This window comes from Endozoicomonas arenosclerae (assembly GCF_001562015.1).
Classification (GTDB): domain Bacteria; phylum Pseudomonadota; class Gammaproteobacteria; order Pseudomonadales; family Endozoicomonadaceae; genus Endozoicomonas_A; species Endozoicomonas_A arenosclerae.
The window spans coordinates 1-13797 of the sequence record NZ_LASA01000087.1; the positions used below are offsets into that span (position 1 = coordinate 1).

Annotated in this window: 23 protein-coding genes and 1 pseudogene; 9 read left to right on the forward strand and 15 right to left on the reverse strand. The window is 46.5% G+C overall.

All coding sequences use genetic code 11. From position 1 onward, the window contains the following. Positions 1 to 343 precede the first annotated feature (343 nt). Positions 344 to 784 (forward strand): gas vesicle accessory protein GvpU, encoded by a 441-nt coding sequence (gene gvpU, locus WG89_RS13415; RefSeq protein ID WP_062266908.1) that lies wholly within the window; start codon positions 344 to 346, stop codon positions 782 to 784. 86 nt (positions 785 to 870) lie between these two features. On the opposite strand, the gene WG89_RS13420 is transcribed toward gvpU, so the two are convergent. The 14 genes and pseudogenes from WG89_RS13420 to WG89_RS13485 form a co-directional block, all read right to left on the reverse strand. After that, positions 871 to 1302 (reverse strand): thermonuclease family protein, encoded by a 432-nt coding sequence (locus WG89_RS13420; RefSeq protein ID WP_062266911.1) that lies wholly within the window; start codon positions 1300 to 1302, stop codon positions 871 to 873. 31 nt (positions 1303 to 1333) lie between these two features. Beyond that, positions 1334 to 1957, reverse strand: coding sequence for a hypothetical protein (locus tag WG89_RS13425; protein WP_153301591.1), 624 nt, complete (start codon positions 1955 to 1957; stop codon positions 1334 to 1336). Beyond that, positions 1954 to 3594 carry a hypothetical protein gene (locus tag WG89_RS13430; RefSeq protein WP_062266915.1) on the reverse strand — a complete coding sequence of 547 codons (1641 nt, stop codon included), beginning with the start codon at positions 3592 to 3594 and terminating at the stop codon, positions 1954 to 1956. Before WG89_RS13430 ends, WG89_RS13425 begins: the two co-directional genes overlap by 4 nt. A gap of 90 nt (positions 3595 to 3684) precedes the next feature. Then, positions 3685 to 4134: a putative PDDEXK endonuclease gene (locus WG89_RS13435; protein ID WP_062266917.1), complete on the reverse strand. Its 450-nt coding sequence runs from the start codon at positions 4132 to 4134 to the stop codon at positions 3685 to 3687. A gap of 345 nt (positions 4135 to 4479) precedes the next feature. Then, on the reverse strand, positions 4480 to 4767 hold the full coding sequence (locus tag WG89_RS13445; protein ID WP_062266921.1) for a hypothetical protein: 288 nt from the start codon (positions 4765 to 4767) through the stop codon (positions 4480 to 4482). Then, complete coding sequence (locus tag WG89_RS32920; protein ID WP_414630395.1) at positions 4764 to 5117, reverse strand: DNA cytosine methyltransferase; 354 nt, start codon at positions 5115 to 5117, stop codon at positions 4764 to 4766. The genes WG89_RS13445 and WG89_RS32920 overlap by 4 nt, the downstream gene beginning before the upstream one ends. A 47-nt stretch (positions 5118 to 5164) precedes the next feature. Further along, positions 5165 to 5506 (reverse strand): annotated as a pseudogene (locus WG89_RS32925) (DNA cytosine methyltransferase); the annotation flags it as partial. Continuing rightward, positions 5506 to 5826 carry a Ref family recombination enhancement nuclease gene (locus WG89_RS13455; RefSeq protein ID WP_062266925.1) on the reverse strand — a complete coding sequence of 107 codons (321 nt, stop codon included), beginning with the start codon at positions 5824 to 5826 and terminating at the stop codon, positions 5506 to 5508. The gene WG89_RS13455 and the pseudogene WG89_RS32925, both read right to left, overlap by 1 nt. Beyond that, on the reverse strand, positions 5823 to 6287 hold the full coding sequence (locus WG89_RS13460) for a NinB/YbcN family protein (RefSeq protein WP_062266927.1): 465 nt from the start codon (positions 6285 to 6287) through the stop codon (positions 5823 to 5825). The genes WG89_RS13455 and WG89_RS13460 overlap by 4 nt, the downstream gene beginning before the upstream one ends. Further along, positions 6287 to 6646, reverse strand: a complete 360-nt coding sequence (locus WG89_RS13465; RefSeq protein WP_062266929.1) for a hypothetical protein — start codon at positions 6644 to 6646, stop codon at positions 6287 to 6289. Before WG89_RS13465 ends, WG89_RS13460 begins: the two co-directional genes overlap by 1 nt. Next, entirely contained in the window at positions 6646 to 6831 is a 186-nt protein-coding gene (locus tag WG89_RS13470; RefSeq protein WP_062266931.1) for a hypothetical protein, read from the reverse strand. Before WG89_RS13470 ends, WG89_RS13465 begins: the two co-directional genes overlap by 1 nt. Continuing rightward, the gene (locus tag WG89_RS13475; protein WP_062266933.1) at positions 6828 to 7556 is read right to left on the reverse strand and encodes a hypothetical protein; all 729 of its coding nucleotides are present in this window, start codon (positions 7554 to 7556) and stop codon (positions 6828 to 6830) included. The genes WG89_RS13470 and WG89_RS13475 overlap by 4 nt, the downstream gene beginning before the upstream one ends. Beyond that, positions 7553 to 8161: a helix-turn-helix domain-containing protein gene (locus WG89_RS13480; RefSeq protein WP_062266936.1), complete on the reverse strand. Its 609-nt coding sequence runs from the start codon at positions 8159 to 8161 to the stop codon at positions 7553 to 7555. The genes WG89_RS13475 and WG89_RS13480 overlap by 4 nt, the downstream gene beginning before the upstream one ends. A gap of 28 nt (positions 8162 to 8189) precedes the next feature. Next, positions 8190 to 8459 carry a hypothetical protein gene (locus WG89_RS13485; RefSeq protein ID WP_153301592.1) on the reverse strand — a complete coding sequence of 90 codons (270 nt, stop codon included), beginning with the start codon at positions 8457 to 8459 and terminating at the stop codon, positions 8190 to 8192. A gap of 178 nt (positions 8460 to 8637) precedes the next feature. Here WG89_RS13485 and WG89_RS13490 point away from each other — a divergent pair, with 178 nt between their 5' ends. After that, on the forward strand, positions 8638 to 9273 hold the full coding sequence (locus WG89_RS13490) for a hypothetical protein (protein WP_153301593.1): 636 nt from the start codon (positions 8638 to 8640) through the stop codon (positions 9271 to 9273). Positions 9274 to 9277: 4 nt separating this feature from the next. On the opposite strand, the gene WG89_RS13495 is transcribed toward WG89_RS13490, so the two are convergent. Beyond that, positions 9278 to 9481: a hypothetical protein gene (locus WG89_RS13495; protein ID WP_062266942.1), complete on the reverse strand. Its 204-nt coding sequence runs from the start codon at positions 9479 to 9481 to the stop codon at positions 9278 to 9280. A gap of 182 nt (positions 9482 to 9663) precedes the next feature. Between WG89_RS13495 and WG89_RS13500 the strand changes: the two genes are divergently transcribed. The 7 genes from WG89_RS13500 to WG89_RS13530 all read left to right on the forward strand — a co-directional run bounded on the left by WG89_RS13500 (position 9664) and on the right by WG89_RS13530 (position 13795). Then, complete coding sequence (locus WG89_RS13500; RefSeq protein ID WP_153301594.1) at positions 9664 to 9945, forward strand: hypothetical protein; 282 nt, start codon at positions 9664 to 9666, stop codon at positions 9943 to 9945. Next, positions 9942 to 10172, forward strand: a complete 231-nt coding sequence (locus WG89_RS13505; RefSeq protein WP_062266945.1) for a hypothetical protein — start codon at positions 9942 to 9944, stop codon at positions 10170 to 10172. Before WG89_RS13500 ends, WG89_RS13505 begins: the two co-directional genes overlap by 4 nt. Beyond that, positions 10172 to 11053: a recombinase RecT gene (locus WG89_RS13510; protein WP_062266949.1), complete on the forward strand. Its 882-nt coding sequence runs from the start codon at positions 10172 to 10174 to the stop codon at positions 11051 to 11053. The genes WG89_RS13505 and WG89_RS13510 overlap by 1 nt, the downstream gene beginning before the upstream one ends. After that, positions 11050 to 11892, forward strand: coding sequence for a lambda exonuclease family protein (locus tag WG89_RS13515; protein ID WP_062266951.1), 843 nt, complete (start codon positions 11050 to 11052; stop codon positions 11890 to 11892). The genes WG89_RS13510 and WG89_RS13515 overlap by 4 nt, the downstream gene beginning before the upstream one ends. A gap of 229 nt (positions 11893 to 12121) precedes the next feature. Then, entirely contained in the window at positions 12122 to 13039 is a 918-nt protein-coding gene (rdgC, locus tag WG89_RS13520) for a recombination-associated protein RdgC (RefSeq protein ID WP_062266952.1), read from the forward strand. Then, positions 13032 to 13616 (forward strand): single-stranded DNA-binding protein, encoded by a 585-nt coding sequence (ssb, locus tag WG89_RS13525; protein WP_062266954.1) that lies wholly within the window; start codon positions 13032 to 13034, stop codon positions 13614 to 13616. The genes rdgC and ssb overlap by 8 nt, the downstream gene beginning before the upstream one ends. Beyond that, positions 13616 to 13795, forward strand: coding sequence for a hypothetical protein (locus tag WG89_RS13530; protein ID WP_062266955.1), 180 nt, complete (start codon positions 13616 to 13618; stop codon positions 13793 to 13795). Before ssb ends, WG89_RS13530 begins: the two co-directional genes overlap by 1 nt. Positions 13796 to 13797: the final 2 nt, after the last annotated feature.

The following is a 13797-nucleotide window of genomic DNA, read 5'->3' on the forward strand; positions in this document are numbered from 1 at the left end:
TCAGGGAACGGTATTTGAAGTGGCTGAGGGTTAGCTCAATCCAACGGTAACATTCGTCCTTGGAGTCCCAGCCGGGCTCCAGACAGTCTGCTTGTGAAAGGAGGCTTCTTACATCCTCCAGGGTTTTGATGAAATGGGTGTTCATGATGATTTTCATATCCTCATCATGAACGACAGTGCTGAAGTCGGCTCATTTCATGTTAGAAACCAGCCCCTTCTTCAGGCTCATTTCATATTGGAAGAGACTGCATCTTGCATATAGTAGACTTTAGACCCAAAATACTCCTAAAAATCAGCTTTTTTTTCTTTCACGTTTGCATTAATAGCGCAGAGGTACACAAGAATGTCTGAAGTATCAGAAGATACCGTCACTGAAAAAAACTATAACAATGATACAACTGACTGGTTTCTTCAGTCTCTCGTGATATCTGTCATACAAGCTGATTTCACTATCCCTATTACACTAAATGTTGGTGGCCAATTGGTCTCTGGCGAGCTTATCTGCGGCTCGAAATACTTTCATGGTTTTGCAGATGAATTTACCAGCGGATGGACGGATCAAAAATCAGCTGAGCATACTCGCGCTCATTTTACTAGGCCAGCGGAAGAATACGTAAAAGAAAAGTTTGAAAAAAATCCAGACTGTGTTCAATTTATTCATTTAAAAAACACAAGGTTCTTCAATACCAACGGTCAGCCAATTCCAGGTAATAGAGGTGTCTGGTGGAGAGGTCAGCTATCAAAAGTTGACGGCTTCATGCTTGGAACCCTCAGTGCAGACTAATTCATTTCTCATAGCCACAAGAAACATTCTTCTATAATGCTTCAGGTTCAGGGCTGTAAATTGCAGCCCAAGCCTTTCTGATGACTCTACTTACACCAGCTGTCTTTCTTGCCCCCATCATATGGCTTTGCAGTGCCAGCCCTGAAATGCATCTCTTTGAGGTCTTTCCCGTCTACATATACATCAGCGACGATCCTGAAGTATTTGCCTCTCTGGGTATTTCTCAACTCAATACTTTTCGCAGCGCGAAGAGCTTGAACGGTGATCTGTTTCGCTTTCCTAGCCAGCTCTTTTTCTTTCTGGCACTCGCCTCTAATCTCAGGAGTGTCGAGGCCATTCACTCTGATAGCTATTCTCTCACCAATAATTGGTGGCCAGCCCTTTATATTCACTCTGAAAGTATCGCCGTCGTATATTGAAGTCACTTCTTCAACTGGCACATTGCCATAGCTTTTATCTGACGAATAACCAGAGAATGAAACAGTGACCAGCAACAAAGCAAGAAAGGTTTTTTTCATACAAAGCACCTTTTCAATATGGAGGCCGCACCTATGCAGCCTCTCTGATTAAATTAGACTCATGCAGCAAGTATTCGGCTTTCCTCCAAGCGGACTGCAACAACTCATTCAGAGCTTTTTTAACTTCCAGCTGCTGATTATTAACTGTAGCCTGCTTTTCATCTCCCTGAGCCTGGAGTGCCTTTTCAGCCAGATCAGGTCTGAGAGCTTTCAAAGCCATATACTGCAGCCGGTTTTCATTGTTCAATACCGAAGCTCTGACCAGCTTTTGCCTGATAAGCTCCTGACGAACCACCGGCCAACCTTCGACCAACGCGGATCGAGTGTTATCAGTAAGCTTTAACTTCAAGACAACATTCCCGGCAACAACCTGGTTACCGTCGTGGGTATACCGCATCTTCAACAAGTGATAGTCCGCTGGCTTCAGCTTGCTTCTGAGTAAACCTGCCGTCATTCCAGCCTGAGTAGCCCAATCAACCCGGGACAATCGATCTTTGTCGAAGTTTGGATGCTCCGCTGCAGGAACTTCCAGCTCTGGATATTTGTCAGCCAGTGCAGAAGCAAGCTTTTGCCAACCTGCACTCTTATAGCTATCAAATAGCGAGGGGTTGAAAGCATTGATTAGCGCACCGCCTACACTCGGATACATGCTCATTCTGCCGCCCTCCATTGCCCATCAATGATATTAATCAGTGTTCGCTTGCCGTTGGCGTATGTGATGCAGTGAGTGTGTAGCCAGCTGCTAGGGCCCTTGTTGTAACCCATGTCCAGCTTCCCGGAGACACCCACTTGATAAACTCCTTCTTCGATCCCGGGTGAATGACTGTGCCCGATAGTCACTTTCACACCAATTCGTGTGAATGCCCGCCTACTCCCCCTGGCGCCATTCGGGCCTTGGTCGCCGTGATAGCTCACTTCAACGTCGCCAATAACGCAAGACTCATCCCGACGTAGAAAACGCACTTCTGCATGCTTCAGGTGCTGCCTGGCTACCAGCTCAAAGGGGTCGACATTTTCATAGTCTTGGTTAGCTGCCAGCCTTTCATCGTGTCTAGTCAGAATCTGAGCCATTACCGTGTGGTAGAGCCTGGCATTACGTGGATCTCTCTTCGGATCAGTCTCTTTCAGCCACCGCTCCATAGCTTCGTCGTGATTAGATCTTTTAATGATGACCGGGTAACCGATCCGATCAATGTAATTACAGGTGAGCTTAATCTCTTCTTCGACTGAATCTGTATGAGCCTGGTGTTTCCAATAGTTATAAATGGGATCATTGGAGTGGTGATGGTTGCGGCTATGGAAATCCAACACATCGTTTAGAATGACCGACTCGGGATTCAGGACGGCACACAAACTATCAGCACTCTCAAAAGTCGCTTCTGATACCTGCGGCTCTTCCCGGAATGCGTGACTATCTCCCATTTCAACTGCCAGTGCCTGACCTGATGACCTAACTCCTGCAGCACTGTACTCCCAGTTCAGATCAATGAATGAGCCATCGCTGCAAGCATTGAGCTGGCGCATATGGAAAACATGGTCACCGCAAACCTCTATTACCGTTGCACCCAAGCAATGATGAAACTCCGCCTTCTTGCCCGCTTTGGCAGGAACATAATTTTTGACTGTGCAGACTCCCGATGTTGAGAGAATCTTGGGTATTCTGCTTTGCGGTGTCGGGATAGTTGTCAGCTGCCTTTTTGAGTGTCCGAAGATGGCTGATTTATCCTGGCTGATACTCTCGAGCCCCGACAGCGGAGTAACCGCCGTTGGTTGGATGGAAATATCACCAAACACCATTAAGTTACTGTTGATCTCAATTCGCTGATCACAGATATACGGCAATACTTCCTTTGACCACCATTCCTGGCCCCGCTCTTTGGTTGTGTGAATGTTGGTAATGTTTTTGTAGCGATATGGGATAACCAAAAGCTCAGCATTGTTTGCTCTGCAGTAATGCTGCAGTGAGAGCCAGAACTCTTTGTGTATTGGGGTGGCATTCTGAGCTGCAGTAATGACATAACGCCCGGATCGAGTTCTGTTTAAGTGATCCTGTATTTCACCGGTACGCTGTGCAACATGCTCAGTATCCCATGCAGGTTCAGAGCTGGGCACTTCGGCACTCTTTTTGAATGACTTGCGCTCAATAAGCTCGAGCTCCCCTTCTTTGCGAATTCTGCTGACTGTCCGCAAGAATGACCGCTCCACAATACCGACTTTTGCAGCGGCTTGTGAAACGGTAAGAGAAGTATCGTTATAAGCTTCAGCAATCTGTTTCTGTCGTTCCGTCGCCATTCTAATAACCCTGTTTTTTTGATCTCAATAAAGAGACAGAGCCAAGGTTGGATTTGCCCTACTTTTCGAGAAAAACAATTTCAGCACCCCTTACCGGCGGTGCATAGACTCAGTTGTCTGAAGATTTAAACTGCCTGCCAAAACAACCGAAGCAAGCCCCATATCAACCGTCACCCACTGGTAGGCCTCAACGCCTCGCGGTACTGGTGTGATATTCCATTGACCAACAGGCAACATGACTTTCCATTCTTGCCTATCAGCTCGATAGGCGAGTACTGGCGTTTTATCTGCCAGCTCTGCCTGTTCAACTGCCTGCTTTAGCCAGCCATGAATTTTTGAATCCGTAACACTTGCATAGCGTTTGACTTCAATCGCCCATGGCCAGCTTTGAGCTTGAGCCTGATTTTCTGGTATAAGGTCAAAGCCACCGCTGCGGGTTTGCTCCAGATTTCGAACCAGTTTAATGTCGGCCAGAGATAGGAGCTCTTTGCAGAACTCCCTCTCTGCGGCTGCACCTTTTTGGCGACTATTAATACTCATGAGCGCCCCTTCTTCTTCCTGAGCCAAGGTCTATGATTGCTTAATTGAACAAGCCTTCTGGGTTCGACAAAATCACCCCCTATTGAAGAGCTCAGAAGTGCTAACAAAGGCGCTCGACCTATTCCCTTTTTTCTATTCACCATTGGAACTTTTTTCCTTTTTCCCAACTGTCTACTCTTGAACGCCAAATCCAACCGCTCTTCTCTCCGCAATGAATACATTGGGTTTGATACTCCTGGCGGATATGGCGATTCTTCTTTCTGGTTTGCAGCACCCTGGCCTCCCAAGTTCGCGCCCAAACATGCCCCAAAAGCCAGCACCGCAAGTTTTGATACCATTGCCTCATCACCACTCCTGCAGTTTTTTGATGATTTTCTTTGCTGTTCTCACAGCTTTTCGATCCGGCTCTGCGTTCTCACTTCCACAAACCTTGTGCTCGAGAATTCGATTTCCCAGCTTCTTGGCGACTTCGCCGACAATCCCATCAAGAAAGCTTTCATCCAGCATTGGCAGATTCTGAAACTTCATGTGCACAAGTAACTGCTCTGGTTTTTGTTCGGATTTATGGTGAATTCCGTAATCGCCAAAATCTTTAGTGCTCTCGCTAATTAATATGGTGAAGCGATTGCTCATGTCCGACTCCTTTCCTCATTTCTCATGATGGCCTTTCCCAAATACTCCGGAATATCTGGCACTACAGCATTTCCGTACGCTTTAAGCTGGCCCATCCGTTCGGGTACATCATCAAAATTTGGGCGCAATCTGGCGTAATCATCCGCTTGTAAACACGCATCAACTGCTCTTGAATGTTGCCGTCTGCGTGATTCTTCCGTATGAGGGCATAAGGGTTGCGAAAGGTGTATGCCTTCTCTGTTTGTGCCGTGGGGGTAAGCAATAACCCAGACGCGATCTCTATGGTGCGCCGCGCCAAATTCGGAAGCTGGTATACAGTGCCATTCTGCATCCTGCCCGATCTCGGCCAAGTCATAGAGAAACTGCGCGAACCACTTCCCCCCCCTCCAGTAAGCAGGTCTGTGACGTTTTCAAAAATCGTGTACTTCGGTCTACACTCGCTAACAAGACGGAGCATTTCGGTGTATAAGCCCGAACGACTACCCTCAATTCCGTCCTGCCTTCCGGCTCCAGAGAGGTCTTGGCAGGGGAATCCTCCGCAAATAACATCAGGGTATTCGGGCAAGTCATCTGCTGTTAGCTCCTTGATATCCTCGAAAATTGGCACATCTGGCCAATGCTTCTTCAACACCTTTCTGCAATAAGGCTCAATTTCGCAGAACGCTATGGTTTTCATGCCAGCTCTTTCGAGCCCCAAACTGAAACCACCTATCCCGCTGAATAAATCCAGAACCTTCATCACCTTCCCCCAACAAAGCTGCTTCGATAAGCTGCCAGGTCTTTACAGGTCTGTTCCAGTAACTCCAGCTCATGGCCGAATCTGCGTTCAAACAGTGCAGGACTTACATGAACGGCATCAGGACCAGTACGGTGATGAGCCGGACAAAGAGGAATAACCTTCAGGTCATCCCTTGCCTGCCCGGTGCCAAAACCGGTAGTGATGTGATGAACTTCTGCCGGCGTTTCTCCATATCCAGCACGACGGCAAGCAACACAACCCAAAGCGGCTACGTCCTGAAGATGCTGTTTTTCTTCTTTGGTTTTTTGCTTCCTGCTCATGCTGTTTGCTCCAGATAACTGGCGTACTCACTATCTTCCGGGTGCGGTAAAAAACACCCATACGACAAAGCCCATCTGTCGATTTGAGTCATGTAATCGCAGAACTCTGCTCTTGAAAGCTTTGTTGTACTCTTCAACTGCTGAGTAATTTCTGTGTTTCGAATTTTGCGATTCTCATAACCCAAAAAGAGATGGCGCATCATGTCGTGCATGTCTTCCCGGTCGTAAACTGTTGGCTCATAACCTGATTTCTTTCTGGCTAAGCCTTTTTCTTTCTGGTTGAAAAACTCAGCCAGCTGAGTGAGCCAGGTCCAGTAGAGTGCATTGGCGTTCAGGCTTCGCTTAGGGCTCCAGTTCTTCCAATCAACTTGAAGAGGCTTGTCCAGCGGCTGACTGCAAAGAAATGCAACCAACCTTTCCCGATCCTGAGTATTCCGAATCACAAATGACTGATCAGACATCAACCTGCCCTCTGTGTTTCTGAGTACCGGCTGACAACAATCCGATCACTGGTGTCATAAACTTTCTCGATGCTGGATAGGTTCTCTTTCATTCGCTCGATAAACACCCTCGGGTCGAGATCCAGAAACATGCACCAGTAGATAAGGGTTTTGTTTTCAGTGGTCAGGAATCGGTAGGCTTCGTACCTTCTCAGGTGATTCAATACAGTTTCTGGATGACGAATGTATTCACCCTCTGAACCTCGAACGGGCTTCTGCATCCGGGTCACGAAATCACGGCAATCTTTCACGGCCTGAATGATTACGCTGGCAGCCAATCCCTTGTATCCGCTTTCCTGTTGCGCTTGTGTTAAGTCCATTACTCAGCCTCCTGCTGATTGTCATAGGTGATAAAGCTGCTTTGATTTGTATTGGGGTTTGTGGTGCCAACCAGCCAAAGCAAGGTCAGAATGAAGGCGACCAGGGCCAGGGCTCCCGCAAGAGCTTCAAGCAATGTTTCACCGGCCTCATCCTGCTTGAGCAATAATTGGAGGATGGCGCTCATAAGCTCACCTCCATGCCTTCAGCCCAGCTGGTGTCAGTTAAACGGTCTTGTGTGCTTCTTGGTTGAACGAGTTGGTCTTTCAGGACGAAAAGCCCTTTCCATCCTTGTGCGATTGACTGGTTAACAATCAGCTGCTGTTGATGATGATCACCACTCGATAGCTGAATCAGTTGCTCGTAAGCTGTTTTTTCTGTGGCTTGAGTTTTATATCTGAACCCGAATTGAGTTTTTTTGTATTCAGTCCACTGCTTCCATGCGGACAAATTCAACTCAAAGGGGTAAGGGGTATCTGTTTTAATCTCTGTTTTATTCTTTGTTATATTCCCTCCACTGTTTTTAGGGGGAGGGTGCCCCTGATTTTGGGGGGAGGGTGCCCCTGAATTTAGGGGGAGGGTACCCCTGTTTTCAGGGGTAGGTAACAGCACTTCATAGCCAGCAAAAAGTGAAGCTGTTTTTGCTGTTGGGTAAAGCACTCTTTTCGAAAACTGTTTACCTTCTCGATAGATTTTTGAGGTAACCCACCCTTCCCTTTTCAGTTCTGAAATCAGGCTCTCTGCACGAGATTTTGAGATCCCCAAAAAGTCAGCGAAGTGAGCATTACTTGCCCTGCACTCACCCAATGCATGTAGATTGTTAATCTCTGTCAGGAGAGCTTTTTTATTCATTGAGAAGGCTGGATCATCCCAGATTTCAGCGGGTATCCAGACTCCATTCCGGCTACTCATGCCCAGCCCCTCAATGCACTGTGAATTTCAGAGGAGTCAATACCCAGCGACAGAAGTAGCTCAGCTATCTCGTTGTCATCCAGATGAATGACCTGAGCCTTCTTAATGATCTTCAGGGCAACAACACCTTTTCCAGTCACACGACTGGTGCCGAAAGATGCATTCTTGCTGCCAGTGAAAGAGCTTCCAAGAGACTCTTCTACTTCCTGTTCAGATTCTGGTGCATGCCATTCTGGGTATTCATGAGTTGCTGCAATTTCAGAGAGAGTATTTTCTGCAAGCTTCAGCTCTTCCTGATTCTCTTCAGTGACAGGCTTGAGGTCTTCCAGAAAGGTCATACCAACAGTGATATTCGCCGGTGAAGTATCCAAAGCTTTTGCCAGTGCAATCAGGTTTGAGTGCTGTGGAATGGTTTTACCCAGCTCCCATTCGTTCAAAGTGGAATTACCACAAGGCACTTTGTCTGCCAGTTCTTTCACGCTCCAACCAAGCCCTAAGCGCAAGGTTTGAATGCAGTGGCCGATATGACGAAATGGGTAAGCCTCTTCTGAAATTGAAGGGGGGTTGTTTTTTTCGGCAGCCTTGCCGATACTATTATTGTTCATTTGAAATTCCCGTTTCTTTTGAACTGGTTCAGATAGCCCCGTTCGCGGGGCTTTCGCTTTTCTGTATTGCCATAATTGGCTCTCTCACAAAGTGAATGATCAAAGCTCCAAGACTTAACCTTCCATTACTCGCTTTAACCATCCTGCTGAACTTCTCTCTCCCCGGCATTGGCCTACGACCCGGCTTTCTTGCCATGTATTTGTTGTAAAAAACTGCATAGCTGTAACCGACTTCTTGGACGAACTCTTCACGCTCTTTTTTGCTTAGGCTTGCCCAAAATTCCTGTACTGTTTCCATATCCAAAAACCAAGTTAAACCCAAACACAACCAATTTATAAACCTTTTAGGTATTATATATCAACCTTTTTTTTGAATTTAGGGCGTTCACTGGATTTCCACGAGCTCTATAATGGTTCAAATGGATATACGAACACTGCGCTGGAAGAAGACTCGGGAGATCGTAGAGCGCCCTGATATGGGGATTACTCGCTTTGCTGATGTTCTCGGTCGAACACAACAACAGGCGAATCAATTTGCAGGCCCAAACCCTGTAAAAGGTATTGGCCCTAAAATCGCACGCTTAATAGAAGAGAAGTTTGATTTAGAATCAGGCTACTTGGATCGTATGCCTGAAAAGAAGAGTATTCTTGATCAGCCAGCTCAAAGTGCAGGAGAGTCAATTCTGAAAGCAGGTATGGCAGCAGAAGCGTACAGCCTGGCTCAGAAAGCTTGGTTATCTGCCAAATCTGAAATGGATATGATGGTTCGTACTGCATTGCGAGATTTGCTGTTCGAAATGGGTATCAATATCCAGAATGAAGATAACGGAAGTTTCTTTGTGTCCAGCGGGCAAGGAGTAACAGAGTTAAAGCTGTTTACGCCCTTACCTGGCTTTTCTGCATGGAGACCCAAAGATGCTCTGGGTAAGCTTCCTGACTTTCTTATCGTTCCGCAAGCGGAGACAGGACAAGTTAAGTTCTATGTAATGCCTGAAGAATCGTTTCTTCCTCTTCTTCAGAATCACAGATTCTCAATATCGTTCAATATGGTTGAAAAGACAGCAAATGGTAGCAATATCAAGCCATATTTGGATGACTTTTCAGCTCTATAAGCTCCTAGTTTTGATTTGATTTATAGGTTGGAAGTGGGCCTTCGTGCCTTTTTTTCCAACCAGTAATTACAATTCCAGAAAAAAGAACTAACAAACCTACCCATAACCCGCCATACATAAAGCTATATGGCACAACCAAAAACAAAAAAATCAGTATCAGCCAGTCGCTCTTACTCTTCGCCTCTTCGCGCTCTTTTTTCATACCCATTTTCAGTCCGTTCCTTCATTGAATCCCTTTAAGCCTCATAGGGTATTACTCATTACCTGTTATCTCAAAACACCTTCTTACAACCTTTTTAACATCTTTAATACCTTTTAGGTTGACTCAATATCTTTTGAGTATTAACCTGATATCGAACCAGTAAGAAAACAATCAACGGGAAATTGATTATGAACGGATACTGCCACTTGTCGGTTATGGAGCGCCGACACGCCATACAGGAAGGCTTGAAGGATCACGGAGAATCTCTGAAGGAACAGGCCGAAGAAGACCTTCATGACCGCTTCTTAGCAACCTGGGCTGAAGCTCAACTAAACCAAATAGATTCCAAGCACAGTAATCATATTGCCCCTTGCTTTGACGAAGAGTGCGGCAAAGTACTGGCTTACTTGATTGATTCGCATCTTGGTGAAGCTGTTGAGTTCGTTATCAGTGAAGGTGCTCAGTCATGAGCGCCTCTTCATCCACCTTTGAACAAGACCAAGTGACTCTTACCAGTCGCTTGCAGAGTCAAAGGCACCACATTGAAACCCTTGAGCGCCAGATGAGCGAAGCATCCGAAAAAGTACAGATTGCAACAAGGGAGTATTACCAGATTGAAGAAAAGCTGCTGGCTGCCAGAGACGTACGTGACGCTATTCAGGCAGAGCTTAATCAGGATTGGTTGGAGGGTATGTAATGACTCAAGAAATCTTCAACCCAATCGAGTTTGTGAAGGGGCAAGAAGTTCTATTTTGTGAATCTCTTGCTGACACGCAAATCACCTGGAAGCAGGAATGTCAGTTTGCAATTCAGGCATTCCAGAAAAATACATACCTTGCAACGGTAGCAAAGAATAATCCTGCTTCAGCTCAGAATGCCATCATTAATGTGGCAGCAATTGGTATCACCTTAAACCCTGCAAACCAATATGCCTATTTGGTTCCAAGGGATAAGCAGGTTTGTCTTGATATTTCATACAAAGGTCTTCTTCATCTGGCTCAACAGTCAGGCTCTATTGCCTGGGGTCAAACAAAGATTGTTTACGAGCTGGATGAATATGAAACCAATGGCGTTGATAAGGCTCCTACCCATCGTTACAAACCTTTTGGCGATCGAGGCGCTCCGGTTGGTGCTTACTGTACAGTTAAAACCGCTGACGGTGATTATCTGACAGAAGAAATGAGTGCTGATCAGATACTGGCAATCCGTGATCGCTCTCAGAGCTACAAATCTGGAAAGCCTTGCCCCTGGAGAACGGACGAGCTTGAAATGTGGCGCAAAACTGTTGTTAAGCGCGGCTCCAAATACTGGCCAAAAGTTGAGCGACTTTCAAAGGCTATTGATTACCTGAATACAGACGGTGGTGAGGGTATAACAACCATTTCGGAGGAGCCCGAGAAAGAAGTAGTTATCAACCCTGTTGAGTATATTCAGACTCTCCTTCCGAAATTAGAGCGCACTGAAGCCCAGTTCTTTGAATGGGCTTCAAAGATGCTTAAGACAGAAGTTGATTCATTCGACGGCTTAACCGCTGACCAGCTTCAGAGCTTTATTCGCAAGCTGGAGAATACGCTATGAGAGATTTCTACCAAGAGCTGCTGTCCCTCGCTCCGGTATTGGGTTTCGACCCTACCCTTGTCCAGCAAGGTTCAGAAGCCTGGCACAGAATGAGAGCGGGTGTTGTTACTGCATCCAAAGCTGAATTTCTTCTGCAACCAGACAGAATGCCAGCATTCCCAGAATGCGAGGTTGAAATTAAAAAAGGTGAGAAGCGAGGAGAGAACCACGTTACTTACCTGGGTAAGTCTTTCACTGGTACCAAGGAACAGTGTAAAGAGTTTGTACGCTCTCAAATGCCCAAGATTAAACCGGAAGGGAAACAAGGTTATTTAGCTGAGCTTGTGGCACAAGTCTGCACCGGTTTAATCCCTGATGAGATTAACGCGAAAGCTCTTGTATGGGGTAAAGAGCATGAAGAGCACGCCAGAGACGCATACAGCGCTAAAACCTTTGAAATAGTAAGAGATGTACCGCTGATCTACAAAAACGACTCAATGCGCTTTGGCTGCTCTCCTGACGGCTTATGCAGCAACTACGGCCTTGAATTGAAATGCCCTTGGGTAAGCAAGACTTATATCGAATTCATCTGCGCAGACAAGATTAAGCCTGAGTACATAAAGCAGTGCCAATTCAGTATGTGGATTACCGATCTGGATCGCTGGGACTTTGCCAATTTTGATCCGCGTATGAGAGCCAAAAAGCTACATATTGAAACGATCGAGCGTGATGAAAAGTTGATGAGTCTGTTTGATGAAGCAGGCGCAGAATTTATTGCAGATATGGACGCAATGCTTTCAAAGATGGGTGTTGAATTTGGCGCGCAATGGAGGGAGAACGAATGCAACAAACAGATATAGCAGTTATTTCAGCCATGGAGATAGCTCAAGAGTACACCGCCTCCCAATTGGCTGAGCGCGTTGGAATTAATGCCAAGAAAGTTAGAGCGATTTTACTTAGATGCCTCCGGGGGGGTAGTCGAGAGATTTAAGAGAGATGGGGAACGCTGCTTTGTTTATACGACCAAGCAGCCTGGATTGCCTTTAGAAGTATCTGAACAACCAGCCAATAAAGAATAGGGATAATCAAATGTGGTTCAAGAACTTAATCGTCTATCAATTTACTCAGCCTTTTTCAGTGACTGCTGAGTCGCTGGAAGCTTATCTATTGGAAAAGCTTTTCAATTCATGTGGCAGCCAAGACTTCAGCTCATACGGCTGGGTTCCTGCACTTGGATCTGGCACAAATGCATTGGTTCACCAATCAAGCAACTGCTTTCTGATTAAGGCATGCCAGGAAGAAAAGATATTGCCCGCCAGTGTCATTAAAGACGCTCTCGAAACAAAAGTTGAGGCAATCGAGCGCGAAGAGTGCCGGGAAGTTTTCAGCAAAGAAAAGAAGGCTCTCAAAGACGATATAGTCATGGAACTGCTGCCAAAGGCATTCACCAAAAAGACTTACACGCTTGCCTATATAGATCTGACTGCACAACTCCTGATAGTGAACGCATCGTCGTTCACTCAGGCAGAAAAGCTAACCTCGTACCTGAGAGAGTGTCTGGGTTCGCTGCCAGTCACTATGCCGACTATCAAGAACCTGCCCTCAACCTCTATGACTCAATGGCTGAGTTCTGAGCTGGTACCCGCACCTTTTGCTCTGGGTAGTGAATGCGAACTCAGAGAGCCTGGCGACGAGGGTGCGAAAATAAAAGCTTTTCATCAAGAGCTGACTTCAGAAGAAATTAAAGCTCATGTTGAAAGCGGCATGCAGGCCTGCAAAGTCGGAGTTCAATGGGACGACTCTCTAACCTGCACTATCAGGGATGACCTTGTTATCCAGAAACTCAAGTTCACCGATCTGATTCAAGAACAGCTCGACGATATCGAGATAGAAACCAAAGTAGAACAGATGGATGCCAGCTTCGGCATTATGGTCGGCACTCTGCGCCGTTTTTACGGAAACCTATTTGAAGCATTTGGCGGAAGGGAGGAAGCAGCTCATGGCTAGAGGCGTAAACAAAGTAATCCTGATCGGTAACCTGGGAGAAAATCCGGATGTTCGCTTCACTCCCAATGGTGCAGCAATTGCCAATATGAGTATTGCTACCTCTGAAAGCTGGACAGATAAAAACACTGGCCAGAAGCAAACCAAGACCGAATGGCATCGCGTAGTCATATTCGGAAAGCTTGCCGAGATTGCCCAGCAATACCTGAAGAAAGGCAGCAAAGTTTTCATTGAGGGTAAACTGCAAACTCGGAAGTGGCAGGACCAGCAAGGGCAAGATCGTTATACCACTGAAATAGTCGTTGATGGCTTTAGTGGCCAAATGCAAATGCTGGATAGCCTGCAAAACAATCAGCCCGGCACACAGCAGGGTTATCAGGGGCAACCCCAACAACAAGGCCGCCAACAACCCGCTCAGCAGGATCAAACACAAAGACCGCAAGGCCAACAACCAGCACAGCAACAGAGAGCACAGCAGCCTCAACAAGGCCGTGGTCCGGGTGCGCCAAGCTCGGGGGGCTTTGATGAGTTCGACGATGATATTCCATTCGCCCCGCTCTACCCCCGAATGGTTATCTGATGGAGACCTACAAAGTCTCCGTTCATGAGGGTGAAGACCCGATACGTCCTGAAAATGGAATTGAACCTGGCTGGATAGTTCAAGAGCAATCAATTCCACTCATGGGGCTCAGAGAAGTAGTTCGCCAACTTAGAGAAGAAGGCTACGAAGATTCAGCCATTTTGGTTGAGCTGGAATAGCC

Bases quoted from the DNA above. Each gene is read 5' to 3' on its own strand.
- gvpU (WP_062266908.1), top strand. From the start codon at position 344: ATGTCTGAAGTATCAGAAGATACCGTCACTGAAAAAAACTATAACAAT.
- WG89_RS13455 (WP_062266925.1), bottom strand. From the start codon at position 5,826: ATGAGCAGGAAGCAAAAAACCAAAGAAGAAAAACAGCATCTTCAGGAC.
- ssb (WP_062266954.1), top strand. From the start codon at position 13,032: ATGGCTAGAGGCGTAAACAAAGTAATCCTGATCGGTAACCTGGGAGAA.
- WG89_RS13495 (WP_062266942.1), bottom strand. From the start codon at position 9,481: ATGGGTATGAAAAAAGAGCGCGAAGAGGCGAAGAGTAAGAGCGACTGG.
- WG89_RS13425 (WP_153301591.1), bottom strand. From the start codon at position 1,957: ATGAGCATGTATCCGAGTGTAGGCGGTGCGCTAATCAATGCTTTCAAC.
- WG89_RS13505 (WP_062266945.1), top strand. From the start codon at position 9,942: ATGAGCGCCTCTTCATCCACCTTTGAACAAGACCAAGTGACTCTTACC.
- WG89_RS13480 (WP_062266936.1), bottom strand. From the start codon at position 8,161: ATGAACAATAATAGTATCGGCAAGGCTGCCGAAAAAAACAACCCCCCT.
- WG89_RS13515 (WP_062266951.1), top strand. From the start codon at position 11,050: ATGAGAGATTTCTACCAAGAGCTGCTGTCCCTCGCTCCGGTATTGGGT.
- WG89_RS13485 (WP_153301592.1), bottom strand. From the start codon at position 8,459: ATGGAAACAGTACAGGAATTTTGGGCAAGCCTAAGCAAAAAAGAGCGT.
- WG89_RS13445 (WP_062266921.1), bottom strand. From the start codon at position 4,767: ATGAGCAATCGCTTCACCATATTAATTAGCGAGAGCACTAAAGATTTT.
- WG89_RS13420 (WP_062266911.1), bottom strand. From the start codon at position 1,302: ATGAAAAAAACCTTTCTTGCTTTGTTGCTGGTCACTGTTTCATTCTCT.
- WG89_RS13430 (WP_062266915.1), bottom strand. From the start codon at position 3,594: ATGGCGACGGAACGACAGAAACAGATTGCTGAAGCTTATAACGATACT.
- WG89_RS13490 (WP_153301593.1), top strand. From the start codon at position 8,638: ATGGGGATTACTCGCTTTGCTGATGTTCTCGGTCGAACACAACAACAG.
- WG89_RS13460 (WP_062266927.1), bottom strand. From the start codon at position 6,287: ATGTCTGATCAGTCATTTGTGATTCGGAATACTCAGGATCGGGAAAGG.
- WG89_RS13500 (WP_153301594.1), top strand. From the start codon at position 9,664: ATGAACGGATACTGCCACTTGTCGGTTATGGAGCGCCGACACGCCATA.
- WG89_RS13470 (WP_062266931.1), bottom strand. From the start codon at position 6,831: ATGAGCGCCATCCTCCAATTATTGCTCAAGCAGGATGAGGCCGGTGAA.
- WG89_RS13475 (WP_062266933.1), bottom strand. From the start codon at position 7,556: ATGAGTAGCCGGAATGGAGTCTGGATACCCGCTGAAATCTGGGATGAT.
- WG89_RS13510 (WP_062266949.1), top strand. From the start codon at position 10,172: ATGACTCAAGAAATCTTCAACCCAATCGAGTTTGTGAAGGGGCAAGAA.
- WG89_RS13465 (WP_062266929.1), bottom strand. From the start codon at position 6,646: ATGGACTTAACACAAGCGCAACAGGAAAGCGGATACAAGGGATTGGCT.
- rdgC (WP_062266952.1), top strand. From the start codon at position 12,122: ATGTGGTTCAAGAACTTAATCGTCTATCAATTTACTCAGCCTTTTTCA.
- WG89_RS13530 (WP_062266955.1), top strand. From the start codon at position 13,616: ATGGAGACCTACAAAGTCTCCGTTCATGAGGGTGAAGACCCGATACGT.
- WG89_RS13435 (WP_062266917.1), bottom strand. From the start codon at position 4,134: ATGAGTATTAATAGTCGCCAAAAAGGTGCAGCCGCAGAGAGGGAGTTC.